This is a genomic window from Bacteroides sp. 3_2_5 (assembly GCF_000159855.2).
Lineage (GTDB): Bacteria > Bacteroidota > Bacteroidia > Bacteroidales > Bacteroidaceae > Bacteroides > Bacteroides fragilis.
The window spans coordinates 302,575-319,571 of sequence record NZ_JH636046.1 but is presented as its reverse complement, the minus strand read 5'-3'; the positions used below and the strand labels follow the sequence as shown (position 1 = coordinate 319,571).

General features: G+C 46.5%; 9 protein-coding genes. 2 read left to right on the top strand and 7 right to left on the bottom strand.

Features of this window, described 5'->3' with window-relative positions; all coding sequences use genetic code 11:
• Nucleotides 1-19: 19 nt before the first annotated feature.
• Together BSHG_RS00835 and rpsO are read right to left on the bottom strand one after the other, a co-directional pair.
• Nucleotides 20-595 carry a helix-turn-helix domain-containing protein gene (locus BSHG_RS00835; RefSeq protein WP_005781772.1) on the bottom strand — a complete coding sequence of 192 codons (576 nt, stop codon included), beginning with the start codon at nucleotides 593-595 and terminating at the stop codon, nucleotides 20-22.
• A gap of 158 nt (nucleotides 596-753) precedes the next feature.
• A complete protein-coding gene (gene rpsO / locus BSHG_RS00840) occupies nucleotides 754-1,023 on the bottom strand; it encodes a 30S ribosomal protein S15 (protein WP_005791955.1) in 270 nt (89 codons plus the stop codon).
• A gap of 155 nt (nucleotides 1,024-1,178) precedes the next feature.
• On the opposite strand from rpsO, the gene typA reads away from it, so the two are divergent.
• Nucleotides 1,179-2,978 carry a translational GTPase TypA gene (typA, locus tag BSHG_RS00845; RefSeq protein ID WP_005791956.1) on the top strand — a complete coding sequence of 600 codons (1,800 nt, stop codon included), beginning with the start codon at nucleotides 1,179-1,181 and terminating at the stop codon, nucleotides 2,976-2,978.
• A 233-nt stretch (nucleotides 2,979-3,211) separates the two neighbouring features.
• Here typA and BSHG_RS00850 read toward each other — a convergent pair whose 3' ends face one another.
• The 4 genes from BSHG_RS00850 to BSHG_RS00865 form a co-directional block, all read right to left on the bottom strand.
• On the bottom strand, nucleotides 3,212-5,239 hold the full coding sequence (locus BSHG_RS00850) for a RagB/SusD family nutrient uptake outer membrane protein (RefSeq protein ID WP_008661604.1): 2,028 nt from the start codon (nucleotides 5,237-5,239) through the stop codon (nucleotides 3,212-3,214).
• A gap of 14 nt (nucleotides 5,240-5,253) precedes the next feature.
• Nucleotides 5,254-8,514 (bottom strand): SusC/RagA family TonB-linked outer membrane protein, encoded by a 3,261-nt coding sequence (locus tag BSHG_RS00855; RefSeq protein ID WP_005791958.1) that lies wholly within the window; start codon nucleotides 8,512-8,514, stop codon nucleotides 5,254-5,256.
• A 1,080-nt stretch (nucleotides 8,515-9,594) separates the two neighbouring features.
• Nucleotides 9,595-12,084, bottom strand: coding sequence for a glycosyl hydrolase family 95 catalytic domain-containing protein (locus BSHG_RS00860; RefSeq protein WP_005791960.1), 2,490 nt, complete (start codon nucleotides 12,082-12,084; stop codon nucleotides 9,595-9,597).
• An 89-nt stretch (nucleotides 12,085-12,173) separates the two neighbouring features.
• Nucleotides 12,174-15,221 carry a glycoside hydrolase domain-containing protein gene (locus tag BSHG_RS00865; protein ID WP_008661601.1) on the bottom strand — a complete coding sequence of 1,016 codons (3,048 nt, stop codon included), beginning with the start codon at nucleotides 15,219-15,221 and terminating at the stop codon, nucleotides 12,174-12,176.
• Nucleotides 15,222-15,258: 37 nt separating this feature from the next.
• On the opposite strand from BSHG_RS00865, the gene BSHG_RS00870 reads away from it, so the two are divergent.
• Entirely contained in the window at nucleotides 15,259-15,564 is a 306-nt protein-coding gene (locus tag BSHG_RS00870; RefSeq protein ID WP_008661599.1) for a hypothetical protein, read from the top strand.
• A gap of 302 nt (nucleotides 15,565-15,866) precedes the next feature.
• On the opposite strand, the gene BSHG_RS00875 is transcribed toward BSHG_RS00870, so the two are convergent.
• Nucleotides 15,867-16,994 (bottom strand): acyltransferase family protein, encoded by a 1,128-nt coding sequence (locus BSHG_RS00875; RefSeq protein ID WP_005791961.1) that lies wholly within the window; start codon nucleotides 16,992-16,994, stop codon nucleotides 15,867-15,869.
• Nucleotides 16,995-16,997: the final 3 nt, after the last annotated feature.

Below are 16,997 nucleotides of genomic sequence, written 5' to 3'. Positions count from 1 at the left end.
GAGCGATCATTGCTGATCATTAAATGGGTGTATAGATTACTGCCAGGATTTTGGCGGCTTGTCCTTCATAAGCATGAACGTGATGGGGGACGATGGAATCATAGTAGATACTGTCACCTTCTTCGAGCAGGTAAGTGCTTTTTCCGTAACTGATTTCCATGACACCTTCCATGACCATGATGAATTCTTCTCCTTCGTGAGAAGAAAGTACAAAATCACTGTCTTGTGTAGGGGCTACATCGATGATGAACGGCTCCATATGGCGGTCGGCTTTTGACTTGGACAGTGAATGATACTGCATGTGTTTGCGCGAATGGATGGCGTTGTTTGAGAAGCTGATCGTGTCTGTAGCTTCCATCTTGCGTGAGACTACCGGACCTGTTTCGTCCTGGTCGTCGAGGAAAGTGCCCAGACGTACGCCCAATACGCGGGCTATTTTGATAAGTGGAGCCAATGAAGGCAAGTCAATATTGTTTTCGATACGTTCTATTTGTTCAATGGCCAATCCTGAGCGTTCGGCAAGTTCTTCTATTGAGATTCCTTTGTTCTCACGGAGTGATTTAATTTTTTCTCCTACGATTTTGCTTGTATCCATAATGTTGAATGTATTTTCCCGGTAAAAGGTTATAATTTAATTCGTTTTGCTGCAAAATTAATGAAATTTTATATCCAAGCAAGGGAGAAAGATAAAAAATAAAAGCCGTTTCCTCCATAGAGAGGAAACGGCTTTTAAATTTTGTTCGCAGTAAGTGATTACTTACGCAAGCCGAGCTCTTTGATGATATCACGATATCTGGTGATATCTTTTGCTTTCAGGTAGTCGAGCAAAGCACGACGTTTACCTACCAACATAGTCAAAGCTCTTTCTGTACTATAATCTTTTCTGTTGAGCTTCATGTGCTCAGTCAGGTGAGTAATACGGTATGAAAACAAAGCTATCTGGGCCTCAGCTGAGCCAGTATCAGTGTTAGACTTTCCGTACTTACTGAAGATTTCTTGCTTTTTAGCAGCGTCTAAATACATAATTAATAAAATTATTGATCTATAAAATGTTTCTTTGAGCGTGCAAAGATAGGCATTATCTTTTATCCCACAATGAATTGCAGGAAATATTTTCTATAGTATCCCTTTTTTCTAATCCAATTTTTGTACCTTTGTCGCCAAATAATAGGTATTATATGCAAAATATTCGAAACATTGCAATTATTGCCCATGTTGACCATGGGAAAACGACTCTCGTCGATAAAATGCTTTTAGCCGGAAACTTGTTTCGCGGCAACCAAACAAGCGGAGAATTAATTCTGGATAACAACGACTTGGAGCGTGAACGAGGGATAACGATCCTCTCTAAAAACGTTTCTATCAATTACAACGGAACTAAGATTAATATTATTGATACTCCGGGACACAGCGACTTCGGTGGCGAAGTAGAGCGTGTGCTCAACATGGCCGACGGATGCATTCTGTTGGTTGATGCTTTTGAAGGCCCGATGCCGCAAACGCGCTTTGTGCTGCAGAAAGCTTTGGAAATCGGATTGAAACCGATTGTTGTTATTAATAAGGTAGACAAACCGAACTGTCGTCCGGACGAAGTACACGAGATGGTCTTCGACCTGATGTTCAGCCTGGATGCTACCGAAGAGCAACTTGATTTTCCGACAATCTATGGTTCGGCCAAGAATAACTGGATGAGTACGGACTGGAAAGAACAGACGGACAGTATTGTGCCTTTGCTGGATTGTATTGTAGAGAACATTCCTGCTCCGGAGCAATTGGAGGGTACTCCTCAGATGCTGATCACTTCACTTGACTACTCTTCATATACAGGCCGTATTGCTGTAGGGCGTGTTCATCGTGGTACACTGAAAGAAGGCATGAACGTGTCTTTGGCTAAGCGTGACGGCAGCATTGTGAAATCTAAGATTAAAGAGGTTCATGTATTCGAAGGTCTGGGTCGTGTGAAGACGACTGAGGTCTCTTCGGGAGATATTTGCGCTTTGGTAGGTATTGACGGATTCGAGATCGGAGATACGATCTGTGATTATGAAAATCCGGAAGCATTGCCACCTATTGCTATCGATGAACCGACTATGAGTATGCTGTTTGCCATCAACGACTCTCCGTTCTATGGTAAAGATGGTAAATTTGTAACTTCACGTCATATCCATGATCGCCTGACCAAGGAATTGGATAAGAATCTGGCTTTGCGCGTACGTAAGAGCGAAGAAGACGGTAAATGGGTTGTATCAGGCCGTGGTGTGCTTCACCTTTCTGTCTTGATCGAAACCATGCGTCGCGAAGGTTACGAGTTACAGGTCGGACAGCCGCAAGTAATCTATAAAGAAATAGATGGAGTAAAATGTGAACCGATTGAGGAGCTTACGATTAACGTACCTGAAGAATATTCAAGTAAGATCATCGATATGGTAACCCGCCGTAAAGGTGAGATGACTATGATGGAGAATACCGGTGAACGCATCAACCTTGAGTTTGATATGCCTTCGCGTGGTATCATCGGTCTTCGTACGAATGTTCTGACGGCTTCGGCAGGTGAGGCTATCATGGCACACCGCTTTAAGGAATATCAGCCGTTCAAAGGAGACATAGAACGTCGTACCAATGGTTCGATTATCGCTATGGAGAGTGGTACTGCATTTGCTTATGCTATCGACAAATTGCAGGATCGTGGTAAATTCTTTATTTTCCCTCAGGAAGAGGTGTATGCAGGTCAGGTAGTGGGTGAGCATGCTCACGAAAAAGATTTGGTTGTAAATGTGACTAAGTCGAAGAAGTTGACTAATATGCGTGCTTCCGGTTCTGACGAGAAAGCCCGTTTGATTCCTCCTGTACAGTTCTCTCTTGAAGAGGCCTTGGAATACATTAAGGAAGACGAATATGTAGAAGTTACTCCGAAAGCAATGCGTATGCGTAAGGTTATTCTGGATGAAACTGAACGTAAACGCGCCAATAAGAGCTAATATTTGCGGATATATCTATCTAACGAAAGGCTGTGTAATTTTGCACAGCCTTTTCTGTTTATATATGCTTTTTTTTCCTATATAATAATATAAAAAAGGACATCCTCACGGATGCCCTTTTCCCAATTTTCCTTTTTCAAATTTGTGTAGCTGCTATAAATCTCTTACCACAACAACTTTATTATATACTAAAAATCAATACTTTTTATATTTTAGTTCCTATTGGAAAACTATTATTCGATAGCAGGTTCGCTTGTTTTGCTTGGCCAGTATGGATTCTGGTAAAGCACAGAATTGTTGACTGAACGGTCCGGAGACAAAAGCTCCATTTGCCGTATCGGCACCGGATACAAGTAGTATGCCTTAGCGAATGTATAACCGTCAAATACAGCGTTGTTTGCTTTGACGATTGAGTACGGACGTACATATTTACCCAATTCTTTGGCTGACATATTGGCCGTTGAGCTACCGTCTGATACAATTTTGTATTTGGGCTCGCCTTTGTCATTCTTCATTGCCACATAGTCATCATAAGCTTCATCCCAGAAGTTGAATCCTTCCGGAATATATTTGGTTGTGAGCAACTGATCCATAGCTCTCCAACGCATCAGGTCGTCCCAACGCATACCCTCGCCGATGAATTCGCAACGACGTTCGCGACGGATATTGAATAAAGTTGCGTCTACCAATGTAGAACCGGAGTATTTTGCCCAGTCTACTTCCTTGCTCATATCCGTATTGCGGATGGTCTTTTCGTAGTCTGTGTCCACTCCGCCACGTTTGCGGATAGCGGTCCAGTATTGGGCTGCTTTTCCGTCGACCTTACCGTTTCTCAGGTAATATGCCTCCAGATAGTTAAGGTAAGCTTCCACACCACGATAGATGATGCATCCTGTGGTCGACTGGTCGGAACCGGAGATGATCTGGTCTTTCTTATAAGTCAGGCACTTGCGGATGCGATATCCCGTCAAGTCTCTGACTTCCTGCAATTCAAAGAGAGCAGGTTCGCCGAACTCGGGCATAGTGCCGTCACCATCGGCTCTCGGAGCCTGTTTGTCTTTCTCACCGAATAAGAAAAGTTGCAGGCGCTGGTCACGTCCTTCCTTTTCTTCCTGAATTCTGCTGTCACCTTTAAATCCGCTGTTGCTGGCATACCAGGGCAATCCGTTCTCCATCAGGAAAGTCTGTACATAGCTTCTCAACATTCCATTGTTTCCACCTGAATAAATATAGTTGGGAGCACCGTGGCTGATGTTGATACTTCCCGAACGAAGATAATCTTTCCAGAAAAGAACTTCGGAATAACCACTCATGTCTTCGGCAGAGAACATTTCAAAGTAAGGATTCCAACCGGAATATTCGCTGTCGCTGAGCGGATTGAATACCCCTGTGTTTTCAGTCAGTGTGATAGCGTCCGCTACTTGTGAGGCTGCATCCATACACTGGTCGAGGAAGAAGTTGATTTCGGCTGTTACATCAAGTGAGAAATTCGGATGTACGCTCTTTCCCGGCCATGTTTCGTCACCCGGCACGCGGCCTGTTCCCTGATGATATTTCTCAAATGTAGCTTCGTATAATGCCACACGTGATTTGATCAGCAATGCACATTGCTTGTTCAGGCGATTGTTGTTCATGAAGCCTTGGTTTTTCATTAACCCGATGGCTTTGTCGAGATCTTCGAGAATGAAGCGGGCCACTTTATTGCGTGGCTGACGTACACTCTTTTCAATCAGTATCGCTTCATCATCCGGAAGTACCTCAGTGATGATAGGATAATCTCCGTATTTACGTAGCTGGTTGTAATATATCAAGGCACGCATGAAATACATTTCACCGATGTAGTGTTTGAGATCATCTTCTGCCCCCGAAATTTTTCCGGCTTCATATTTAGGCAGCACCTGTTCGAAAAAGTAGTTGCAATAACGGGCCAGTGACAATCCGTTGGACCAGTTGCCATTGTTTGAAGGTACTTTCCAGATTCCTTTTTCATAGTAGGTAGAGTTATAACCACCCACTACCATGTTGTCTGTACCGCCATCATTGTTTACCGTACCGGCATTCCATCCGCTATGTGTTGAGAACATAGAGTTGTATTTTGAAATGGTATATGCTGCCAGGTGGTCTGCAGTCTGGAAATACTCTTGCGGGGTGACCTGATCCAGCGGCTCTCTGTCCAGAAAGTCGTTGCACGAAGTCAGAGCTATGGATGCTCCCGCTACGAGGCAAGCCTGCGCCACGATATATTTCATTTTAATTTTCATAATCTTGGTGTTTTTTAGAAGTTAACATTTAAACCGACTGAAATGACTCTCTGCAACGGATACAGTTTACCGTTGTTCGCATCATATGTACTTCCGATTGCTTCCGGGTCGAAGATGCCTGTGATATCAGAGAAAGTAAGCAGGTTGTCTCCGGATACATAGACACGTACAGACGACATACCTGCTTTTTCTGTCCATGTTTTAGGCAAAGTATAGCCTATCTGGATATTTTTCAGACGGCAATAAGCTGCATTCTGCAAATAACGGCTCTGTACATTTGTATTCTTACCGCCGTTTCTTGCTACACGTGGGTAGTAAGCATTGGTGTTTGCTCCCAGAGGGTCACCTTCCGGACGCCAGAAGTCCCAATGTTCCTTGAAGCCGGCAGCCTGCCATTGTCCAAGACCGGTTGATCCCCAGAAGTACGGGCCCTGCAGCCAATAGTCACGTTTACCGATGCCCTGGAAGAATGCGCGGAAGTCGATTCCTTTCCAGCTTGCATCGATAGTCAGACCGTAGTTAAAGCGCGGTGTACTGTTACCCAAGATAACGCGGTCACCTGTATCTCCCAGCTTATTGCTTCCTGTGCTGATCTTGCCATCACCGTCGAGGTCGGCATACATGATGTCGCCTGCTCCCCATTTACTACCCAAGGCCGATTGGTCTACTTTTGCCAGATGGGCGTCCATTTCTTCCTGGCTTTGTGCGATACCGATTGTCTTGTATCCCCAGATATTATTGAGTTTCTGGCCTTTGTAATAAGTACCGATGTTGTAGTCTTCATTCGGATATTTCAGGATTTTCTGCTGAGAATCAGACAGAACGAATTTCACGCCATAAGAGAAATCCCGGATACGGTCTCTCCAACCCAGTTCAAGTTCAAAACCGTAGGACTTCATATCCGCATTATTGATCTTTGGCACTCCTGTACCCAGAGATGCTGCCAATTCGGGAGCCGGACCGATCATATCGTAAGTATAACGAACGAAGTAGTCGAACGAACCGGTCAAGCGGTTGTTAAACAATCCCCAGTCCAAACCGACATCCCATGTTTCGATGGTTTCCCATGTTTTCTTCATGCTGACAATGCCCGGATTGTTGGCATAGTTGGGTAATGCTCCGTTCAGCAACCAGCCATAGTTGGAGCCTGTCGGCATAGTCTGATAGAAAGGATACCATGCGTCTTTGGTATCTGTATTACCTAATTGTCCCCAAGAAGCGCGGAGTTTCAATGTACCGATGCTGCATTTTTCGGCGATTCTTTCAAAGAATGGTTCTTGTGCAACGTTCCATCCGGCAGAGAATGAAGGGAAGAATCCCCAGCGTTTGTCACCTATAAAACGTGACGAACCGTCGTAACGTCCGTTAGCTTCCACCATGTATCGGTCTTTATAATTGTAGTTGATACGTCCGAAGAAACCGGCTACGGCATTGTGGGCATATCCTCCCCATGCTTTCGGGTCTTCGGTGGCTGTGTTGATGGTAGGCACCGAACTTGAAATCAGTGTGCTCTTTTGAGCCTGGACATAACGGGTTTTATAAAGCTCACTGTTGAAACCGGCCATAACTTTGAAGTAGTGTCCGCTGTCAAACTGTTTAAAGTAGTCCGAGTAGATGTTGGTCGTGTAGTAGTTTTCTTTATATGAATACTCGTTTACCTGAGAGAGGCCGAGTGCGCCGCCGTTCCATGAAATCAGGTACGGTTCGTTATCTGCGTTGTATGCATATACCGGCAATACATCCCAATGTTCGTTCGTGTTCGTTGTGCGTAAACTACCTTCCACATTGATTCTCCAGTTTTTGATGGGTTCGAAAATGAACTGTAGCTGTTGCGTGTTCAGGTCTTTCTGATTGATCTGTTTTCCACCGTTTTCCAACTGTTCGATTTCCATGCCGTCTACCGGATGTCCGTTCGGGTCGTAAGCAGGATTGGTCGGCCAGCGACGGGCGATGTTATGGAAGAAGAGACCTGTCAGATAGGATGGACGGTCAAAGTCTTCGCGTGTCCATTTGGTTGAGTAAGTGACAGTGAACCAGTCAGCAATCTGGCTTGTGATTTTACCGTTCATCGTATAGCGTTGGAAATTATCGCTACCATGGCGAAGCAGACCGTTCTGATCGAGGAAGCTTCCGCTGATGGTATACTGCGTTTTCTCCGAACCTCCACTGATGCTCAGGCTGTGCTCTTGTGACGGAACCCAGTCATTATAGAATTCTTTGAACCAGTCGGTGTTGGCATTAGCACCGCCATAAGCCTGCCATTTACGGGTTTGTTCGTTCATGGTCATTGTCTCTTTCAGGGTTCCGGCTTGGTAGGCAAGAATACGGTCGAGCGCTTCTTGGCTGAATGGGCCTGAGTCACCGGCATTTTCGGCTGCACGGTTAAAGTAGAGTGCGAATTGATAAGAGTCCATCATTTCCGGAACACAAAGCGCATCGGAGAAACGTACGTTACCGTTATAGCTGACTTTTGCTTTGCCGCTCTTACCACTCTTGGTTGTAACGAGGATTACACCGAATGCGGCACGGGCACCATAGATAGAAGCAGAGGCTGCATCCTTCAGTACGGATACATTTTCGATGTCGTTCGGGTTAACCGAGTTCAGGTCACCTTCGATGCCATCGATCAAAATAAGGGGAGAAGATCCGGAGCCGTCGCCAATGGTACCGGCACCACGGATATTGATACTCATTGAGCTATCCAGTGCACCGCCGGAGTTACCTACCGAGAGGTTCAGACCCGGTACTACACCCTGCAATGCCTGTGATACATTTTGTACCGGACGGGCTTCGAGTACTTCGGAGTTTACCATACCGACAGCACCGGTTACGTTCACCTTCTTTTGTGAACCATAACCCACGATAACAACTTCATCCAGTACCTCGGCGTCTTCTTTCATCGTAATGTGGAGAGCTGTACCTTCTGCTTTGACTGTAACGGTTTTATAGCCAATGTAGGAGATCTCGAGTGTAGCACCTTTGGGTGCATCGATAGAGAATTTTCCCTCCAGGTCAGTGATGGTACCCATAGTGGCATTGTCTTTCACTTTGACGGATACGCCGATCATGGCTTCTCCGTTCTGGTCCAGTACCGTACCTGTTGTTTTCACTTTCTGCTGCTGTACGGAGGCGATTTCGTGTTTTTCGTAAGTATCGGCTGCCGCTTGCTGAGGTGTAGCACACCATAGCATGATAGAAGCAGCGATTGCCATTTTCAGGCGATTTGTTTCTCGAAACCGGATTAGGTTCGGAAACAGGTTAGTTTTTTCTGTCATACACTAAATTGTTCGGTTAAACATTAATTTGATAGTTTGTTTTAGGATTCCGGATTTTATTTTGTTTCCGGAATAAGGTTTGTAAAGGATTCGTTTTTTCTACTTCATAAGCATAATTATTAGAGGTTACTGTATGTATGTCATTCTTTTCTTGCTCCTTTCTGAACCATGCTGATTTGTTTATTAAATTTGTTTGTCCAAAGGTGATTAAGTTCTCACGGAACTTGGAAAAAAGTGATAAATCGGCTTTTATATAACTTCGAACCTTCTGATTCGTCCTTTTTCTTTATTATTTCACCTGTACGGGTAGTCGTATTGGTCCGGGAAGCTGATTATGTTAAATGATACAGGAACTACTAAGTCCCGCTGATTAACCTTTTGCAAATAGAGAGAGGCTTATTTTTCTACCACCTTCCTCTGAGGCGGCACGTTTTATTCATTATCTGCTGCTTTTTAATAAAATAGTGGTGCAAAGAGCAGTGATAAAGAAAATTATTATTATAAATTCTTGCATATTATTAAAAGTTATCGCATCTTTGCCGAGAGATATTGTGATTTTATAAACACAAGTTAGCCTAAGTTAACAAAAAAGTATTAATACAAGAACAGGCCAAAGGTTAAGACACATTTGCAGAAACACTTGAATAACGATAAGTTCCGTGAGAACTATACCCCACTTTTATTCCACTCATAATATATAGGTGAGCATTATTTAATATTAATAATGAGCACCTCTTTCCTGAGAAGAATTTTTTGTCTTTTTGTTTTGAGGCTTTACATTAAGGTTTTGTCTTTTCGTTCCGGTTTTCTATCCGGTTCTGTTTAATAGTGTTTATATTTAGGAATGTTGGAGTTGAGAAATACCAAAATGTTAAATAGGATACTTTTTGGATTTTACAATAAAGATAGTAGAACGTTAGTAGTAAGATCCGGATGGCAGTAACATTAGGTTTGGATATCTCTGTATGATGAATATACTTCTCCGGATGGAGTGAACTCTGTGTAATAAAGCAAAAATATCCTCGGAAAAAATACTTTTCTTCCGGGGATATTTTTATTTGATAGAATTATAATAAAGTATTATTTGATGACCAGTCGGTCTGCATCTAAAGCCAATTTATAAACTTTTCCTTTACTTGTTTTGAAAGAGAGAGTTTTATCTCCGTATCTCACCGTACAAGGTTCGCCTGCTTTTGAGAAGATGGTTGCTTCTGCAAGCTGTCCGTTTTTCCATGACAAGTCTACCTCAAAGTTCCCTTTGGCGCAGATTCCACTGATGCTTCCGTCTTTCCAGGCATCCGGAAGTGCGGGCAATAGTTGGATGAAGCCCATGTGACTTTGCAGCAGCATCTCTGTGATACCGGCGGTACCTCCAAAGTTTCCGTCGATCTGGAAAGGCGGGTGAGTATCCCACAGATTGTCCAGTGTACCGTTTTTCAGCAGATTACCGAAAAGTTTGTAGGCGTGGTTACCGTCTTGCAGACGTGCCCATTGGTTAAGTTTCCATCCCATACTCCATCCGGTTGCTCCGTCGCCGCGATGCTCAAGTACCACTCTGGCAGCTTTGGCAAGGTCGGGTGTGGTGATGGGTGAGAGCGTATGTCCCGGGTGCAGTCCGAAGAGGTGGTTGACGTGGCGGTGCTCGTCTTTCGGGTCATCGATGTCTTTCGACCATTCCATCAGCTGACCGTAGCGGCCCACTTTGTAGGGAGCCAGATGTGTCAGCACTTCTTGCCATTGTTTACGTTCCTTGCTGTCCACTCCGAGTACTTTGCTTGCTTCAATGGCATCCTGCAGAATTTCGCGGATTACGGCGTGAACGAAAGTGGTTCCTTCGTCAATCGGTCCGTGTTCGGGTGAGGTAGACGGAGCTGCGGTGTAGGTTCCATCCGGTTTGCGCCATAAAAAGTCTGTGGCAAACTGGGCGCTGCTTTTGATCAGGTCGTATCCGGTCTCTTTCAGGAATTTCTTGTCGCGGGTGTAATCATAATACTCCCAGACATGCGTTGCCAACCAGGGGCCTGCCATTGGATTGAAGTTCCAGGCCATTTCTTCACTTTCAAGCGGCGTGGTGAATCCAAAGATATTGGCTGAGATCGATGCTGTCCATCCTCTTGTTCCGAAGTAAGCCTGCGCTGTTTTCTGTCCCGGTTTTACCAGCGTACGGATAAAGTCGATCAGCGGCAATGTACATTCGTAGAGGTTGGTCGAGCAAGCCGGCCAGTAGTTCATCTGTATGTTGATGTTGTTATGGTAGTCCACTCTCCACGGACCGTCTACGTTGTTGTGCCAGATGCCTTGCAGGTTGGCAGGCATGTTACCCGGTCTTGAGCTGGCTATGAGCAGATAACGTCCGAACTGATAATAGAGTTCTTCCAGATAAAAGTCCGGTTGCCCTTTCCGGTAGTTTTGCAAGCGTTTGCCGGTGGGCAGGTTGGCGCTTTGTGCGTCCGGGTTCAGTTGTAGTTTTACCCGGTTGAACAGAGCGGCGTAGTCGTCGTAATGCTGTTTGAAGAGTACATCATATCCCATGGCTACGGCATTGTCCATCCATTGACGGGTGGTTTCGGCAGGATTTACTCCCACATATGCTTTAGGGTCTTTGAAGTCCGGGTCGAAATTGATCTTATAATCGGTATCCGCAGTGACAAGGAATACTACTTCGTCAGCGTCTTTTACGGTGATTTTTCCATTTGCGTTCGATAGTGTTCCGCCTTTGGCAATGGCATGAATGCGCACTACATATTGCATGCCGTTATTGTCGAGGTGGGCAGTGTATGCGAGGCCGTTGGCACCGTCTGCCGACATGCTTCCTGTCGATACCGGATTGGGGGAGTAACTGAAAGTAAGGTTCTGCTTGCCCGGCCGGTCGGCTTTGAAGCGGATTGCCATCACGTTGGCAGGATAGGAAATGAAGTAATCGCGTTCGTAGGCTACATCATCTTTCTTGAATTGTACAACGGCCAATGCCGAATCCAAAGAGAGAATACGTTTATAGTCACTCATGTTCACTGTACTGAGTCCGGTTTCTATATAAAACTCTCCCATTGTGGTGAAGTTACCAAAACGGAAAGGTTTTTCTCGGTTCGACTCATAAGGCACTTCGCTGTTAAAGTTCTTGCGTGTCAGCATTTCGGCCTTTTTCTGGTCTCCGTCGGTAAAGGCCTGGCGTATTTCTTTCAGTACATGTGCCGACTGTTTGTTTACATTCCAGTAGGCATCGGCTCCTCTCGAAGTATTAGGTCCTCCTCTCCAGAGAGTTTTCTCGTTGAAGGTGATGCGTTCCGCTTCTATCGAGCCCATGATGTTGGCTCCGATGCTTCCGTTTCCAATGGGCAATGATTGCGACTCCCAGTTGGCATCGGGGTTCCGGGCAGTGTCTCCTGCGCTCTCCGGTTTGCTTTCTCCTTTCCAGAGATCGGGGCGGCTGCCATACCAGATGGCTCTGCCTTGTAGTGTATTCGGTGTGTCGAACCAGATGGAGAGCCCTTGCGTGTAGTCGGTGGCATGGACATGCGCCGCCGGCAAGGCAAACAGGGCGGTGAGGAGAAGTGAATAAAGTTTCTTCATGTTTGGGTGTTATTAGAGTTAGTATTGGTTTGTCATAGTCTGCACAAAGATAAAGAAAAACCTTGAATCTTGTGCAGACTATGTGACGTTTACTCGGAGGTAAGATAAATTATCCAACCTTTCCGGGGGGCTGTCACTATCGGTGTGTCTACATTCCATTCATGCGCCTGTTGCATGTCCGGTATTTCGGGTGTTGTCAGCTTTGCCTTTTGTGGGTTCAGGCCGATCTGTTTCCAGTCTATATTCAGTTTTACGGTTTTCACTTCATCCGAATAATTACCTAAAGACAGCAGTACTTTCTCCGGTTTGCGATAGACAGTGACTTTGACAGCTTCGTCCGATGTGCTTACAGCCGGATGTTCTTCCCAGAACCCGAGCATGGTGGCTTCCGCAATGCCGAATGAATCCCATATCTTCCATACCTGGCGCGGATCGCAGTTGACTCCTTCGGTGTACCATGGATAACGGACGGTCATTCCATATTGCATCCCTAACCATGCGTTCCCACCTCTGTACAGCATGTCGCCACTCAGTCCGAAAGGAATGCCCGATGACTCGACCAGCCAGTTGGCCGGTGTCATTTTATCATAAAGGAAGCTTTCGCCGAACCACAGCTTATCTACATACGGGAAAAACTCCGTATATTGATTGGCGGGTCCCCTTGAGAATCCCGTATTCGAGTGTAAATCGATGAGGCATCCTGGCTTAACGCTTTCCATAGCCCGGCGCATTCGTTTCAGGATACGGCGGTCGAAGGAAACGTCGTCCAGATAGATACCGTCGATGTCCATGTTCTGCACCATCCAGCGCAATCCTTCTATATAATAGTTGTACCATCGGGAGTCTCCTTCGGCTGTCAGGATAGATGCATCGGCAGTGGTACCCTGCTTGTCAGCATTGTCAAAGTGTTCGTACCATTGCGGTGTGTAGTTCGTCACGAAGTGCTCGCGGCACCATGGGAATCCCCCGCCGTTTCCGCCTCTCAGGATTTCGTTTCCTAGGCTGCGGATGGCCCATATCTCGGCGGTGGCATTACTCAGTTCGCGCAGCGTATAGTATATCTTTATTTTACATCCCCGGGCATGCCACTCTTTGGTGAACTCTTTCATTTTGTCTACCGTCAGGAAGGGGTAGTTGATAAACGGATTGTAGTCATTGCCTTGATGGACATTGATGATGCGTACTCCTGCTTCGATGTCGGCTTGTGAAGGTGTGGGTTTGGGGCCATTGTGGTAATAGCGGTCTGTAAATTGGCTTTTCATATCCAGCATTTTCACCGGAGTGATGATCATGGCAAAATCAAATGTAATGGAACTGCCCGCTTCGAGCATGCGCTCTCCGCTGTATGCCACAGCTTTCACTCCGTCTGCCTCTTTCCGTATGGCGAATCCGCCTTTACCCCCGTTGAACCAGCTTTCCGGATAGGCCGGACGGTACAGATTCAATAGCGGACCGCTGTAGGTGCTTCCCCTGAATTCGCAGTGGATACCTGCATGCTCGTTCCCGATCCAGAAACTGTCGAAAGGCCACAGCCATTGTTGCTCTTTGGAGGTGGGGATGGACACTCCGAAGTTGTTCACCGTTTTCTCGGGGGCATCCCATTTACCGTCATACTGTTGAGGAGTAGGTTGCCCCGGAAGCCCCATGCCCAGAAAATAAGTTCCTATTTCATTCCTGACCGGCAATACCAGACGGACGTCTTTCACCTGTATCTGCTTTTTTGGGGTGATGGTATATATGTAGTTTATCCATCCGTCGAACTCCATGATTGCTTTGCAGCTGACTGTCATATCTTCGTCTTCGGCTTTCCAGTTGCCTGCTACATGGCCTTCTGTCCGCTCCGTCAGTTCGGGGACAGCTTTCAGGCTTTTCACTCCACCGGCGGTTTGGATGACAAACTCTATGGGACTGCTCAGCACGTCGTTGTTCCATGAACGGATTTGTGCGGGCAGTCCTGTGCCTTCGTCTATCGTTATGCTACGCCCGAGACAACCGATACGGTTCTCATTCACAGTCATGGCTGTGTAGGGTGCGGTAGGTGTATCGGCTATGCCCAATGTCGAGTTAAGCCATCTCAGGCGGCTGCATCTCCATAATTCACTGTCACCTCTGTCGGGCAATGCCTTTCCCGCAATCCGTATACTCAAGGGGATCGAGCTTTGTGCTCCGCTAGCATCGCTGAGGGTGATGGTGCCTGTATAGATGCCTTCCTTCTGCCCGTCGGGTATATCTATTCCGAACCAGAGAGCCTGTACCTCTCCTTTGGGGACGTTTACTTCTTTTTTGAACGCTTTTCCGTAAGGATCGGTACCTTCGACATTAAAACAGGTAATGGCTGTTGCCGGTATTATTTCCCGGCCGCACTTCAGGGAAGAAGCCCGGTAAGCAATCTTGTCTGCTTGGTTCACGGCTGCCCAAAGCCCGATCTGGAAAGTATAGTATTCATTGGGGGCTGCTTCTCCCCGAAACAGTTTTCCCTGTTTGTCTGCCAGCCATTTGGTGGGGAGGTTGCTGCGCATCCGGATGGGGAACCTGCGATCTTCGGCAAAGAGGTAGAGGGAGGCTTTGTGCCGGTTGATGTAGTTCTCTTTCTCCCGGGCCGTTGCGGCAACTTCCATCGGGTAAAAACTGTCGAAAGCCTGCCGCGACTCTACTCTGACCACTTTGGCCCGAGTGCTTTTCAGGGTTGACCCGCCTTGAGCCTGCCAGGCTGCATCCGGTTCGTTTTCTTTCGGAAGGTATCCGCCACTGTAGAATCCGTATCCCTTTTGCACTTGGTAGGGGAGGTAGTAGAAGTAGTAAGTGCCTTTTTGTTCCACCGGACCGAACTGCAAACGGCAGTGTTCGTCGTTCACCTCTATCCGGCGGATATTCCGGATGGTATCTCCCGTTGCAGCGTGGATGATAAGAAATCGTCTGTGTCCTGCATCTTTGTCCGGACGCCGCCATTGGAAGTCGAGGTTCGCGATTTGTGCCGGCTTCTCTATTTGCAGTACCGCCCGATGATTTCCGAAAGATTCCTCCCAGGGTTCGGAAGGAACACCGTACGGATAGTTTTGTGGCTTTTGGGCTGCGACCGGCCCTGTGCCTCCTACTGTAAGCAGCAGGCATGTGAGTGATAGTACATGTAGTCTCATACTTATAAAAAATATCTGTTAAACGTTCTATTTTATTATGCGTGTTCCCCTTCCCGGAATCTCCCGTGAGCAAAGTGTCACTTTGATTATCGGACCTCCTCAGAATCGTTTCTTTCGGACCGACTGGCAGTCCGGGCGAAAAAAACGCGCCCTGCGTGTAAAGTCCGATATCACATTTCCCATCTTTGAGCTTGTTTGCTTTTACTTTGAAGGTGGAATGACGGTTCTGCCGGTAAATGGTTCCTTTTCCGGTCTCCTTCCTGCTTTTCTGTCAGTGTACAACGCTTTGTCTGCAATGGTCAACGGGAGGAAAAATTCTTCCGCCAAGACCCGTTTCGGATAGCAATAGGAGATATTCCGGACAACAATAGGAGATATTTCCGGAACATAAGGACATTTTAGGAAAATGCTTACTTCTTTCCGGGTAAATGCTTACTCCTTTCGGAGTAAATACTTGCTTCTTTTTCCGAAAAGCAAGGCTCTTTTACCCCCGGGGCCCGGCTTTTCACCTCCGAAAGCTGCCGTTCGGCCCTTTTTTTCTCCTGAAGCATCCGAAACGAATAGGAGCTCTGTTAGCGAAAAGTGCTATTCGGTTTCTTTTTGCGCTATGATTCTGCAGATGGCTGACACTTCCGATCTTTCCACTCAGATCTTCAGGAATATCTTCTGCCTGTACATGATCCGTAAGATAAGGAATACAATCAGATAGTTGGCAAAGCTTAACCACACCTGATAATAACCACCCAAGTATTGCTCCAGTCCGTAACTGACGGATGCTGCTATGCAACGGAAGTTAATGACCTCTCCCAAGATATAAGCCGTAATGGAGTTCATGCCGTATATTTTCAACCAGTTCAGCCCGCGGCTGTGTCCTTTGTAGTCTATCCGGTAGTAGAAGGCACCCATCAGCAGGAAGCAAAGTCCGCCGGAAAAAAGCGTCATGCTGCTTGTCCACAACCGTTTGATGATGGGCATTTGCAGGCTCCATATCAGCGAGAAGGCTATCAGGGATATGCCGATTATCAGCAAGGTCTGTACCACTTTCCGGCGATTATCCTTACCTGCTTTCATTATCTTTCCGGCAAAAGCTCCCAGCATCACGGTAGCCCCGAAAGTGAGGCTGCTCCAGATCCAGGTGTAGTTGTAGTGAGCAGAGAAGCTCCAACTGCCGTCTTCATTCCAGAACACTCCGTCGCGGAAATGCCCCAGTACCAGCCTGTCCACCTTCTCGGCAAAGTTTCCTTCCGGAGTGAAGTCGCCCAGGAAGGTCATCGGTATCCAGTAGATCAGTAATAGCAGGGCTGTGACGATCAGCTGCCAGCGGAAGTTGCAATGCAACTGTATGATGGCGGCAATCAGATAGCCTGTGGCAATGGCTTGAAGGGTGTTGGAGTATAAATACAGATGTTTCGGGTCGAGGCCCAGCAGATTGCCCTGTACAATCATTCCGAAGATGAACAGAAGGATGAAGCGTTTGATGATTTTGCGGTAAACGGGGCCTTTGTCCGGATTGTCTTTAAACTTGGAGAACGAGAACGGCATGGAGGCTCCTGTCATGAAGAGGAAAAGAGGCATTACCAGATCCCAGAAACGGAACCCTTCCCATACTTCATGATCGAACTGGAAAAGAATACTGTTCAGCCATGGGAGGTTGAGCTGATGTGCCAATGTCCACAATACCGGCTGGAAGAAGACCAGCAGGAAAAGGTCGAAACCGCGCAGGATGTCCAGTGAGGCCAGGCGGGGAGAAGGAGTTGATGAAGGCTTTTTCATAAG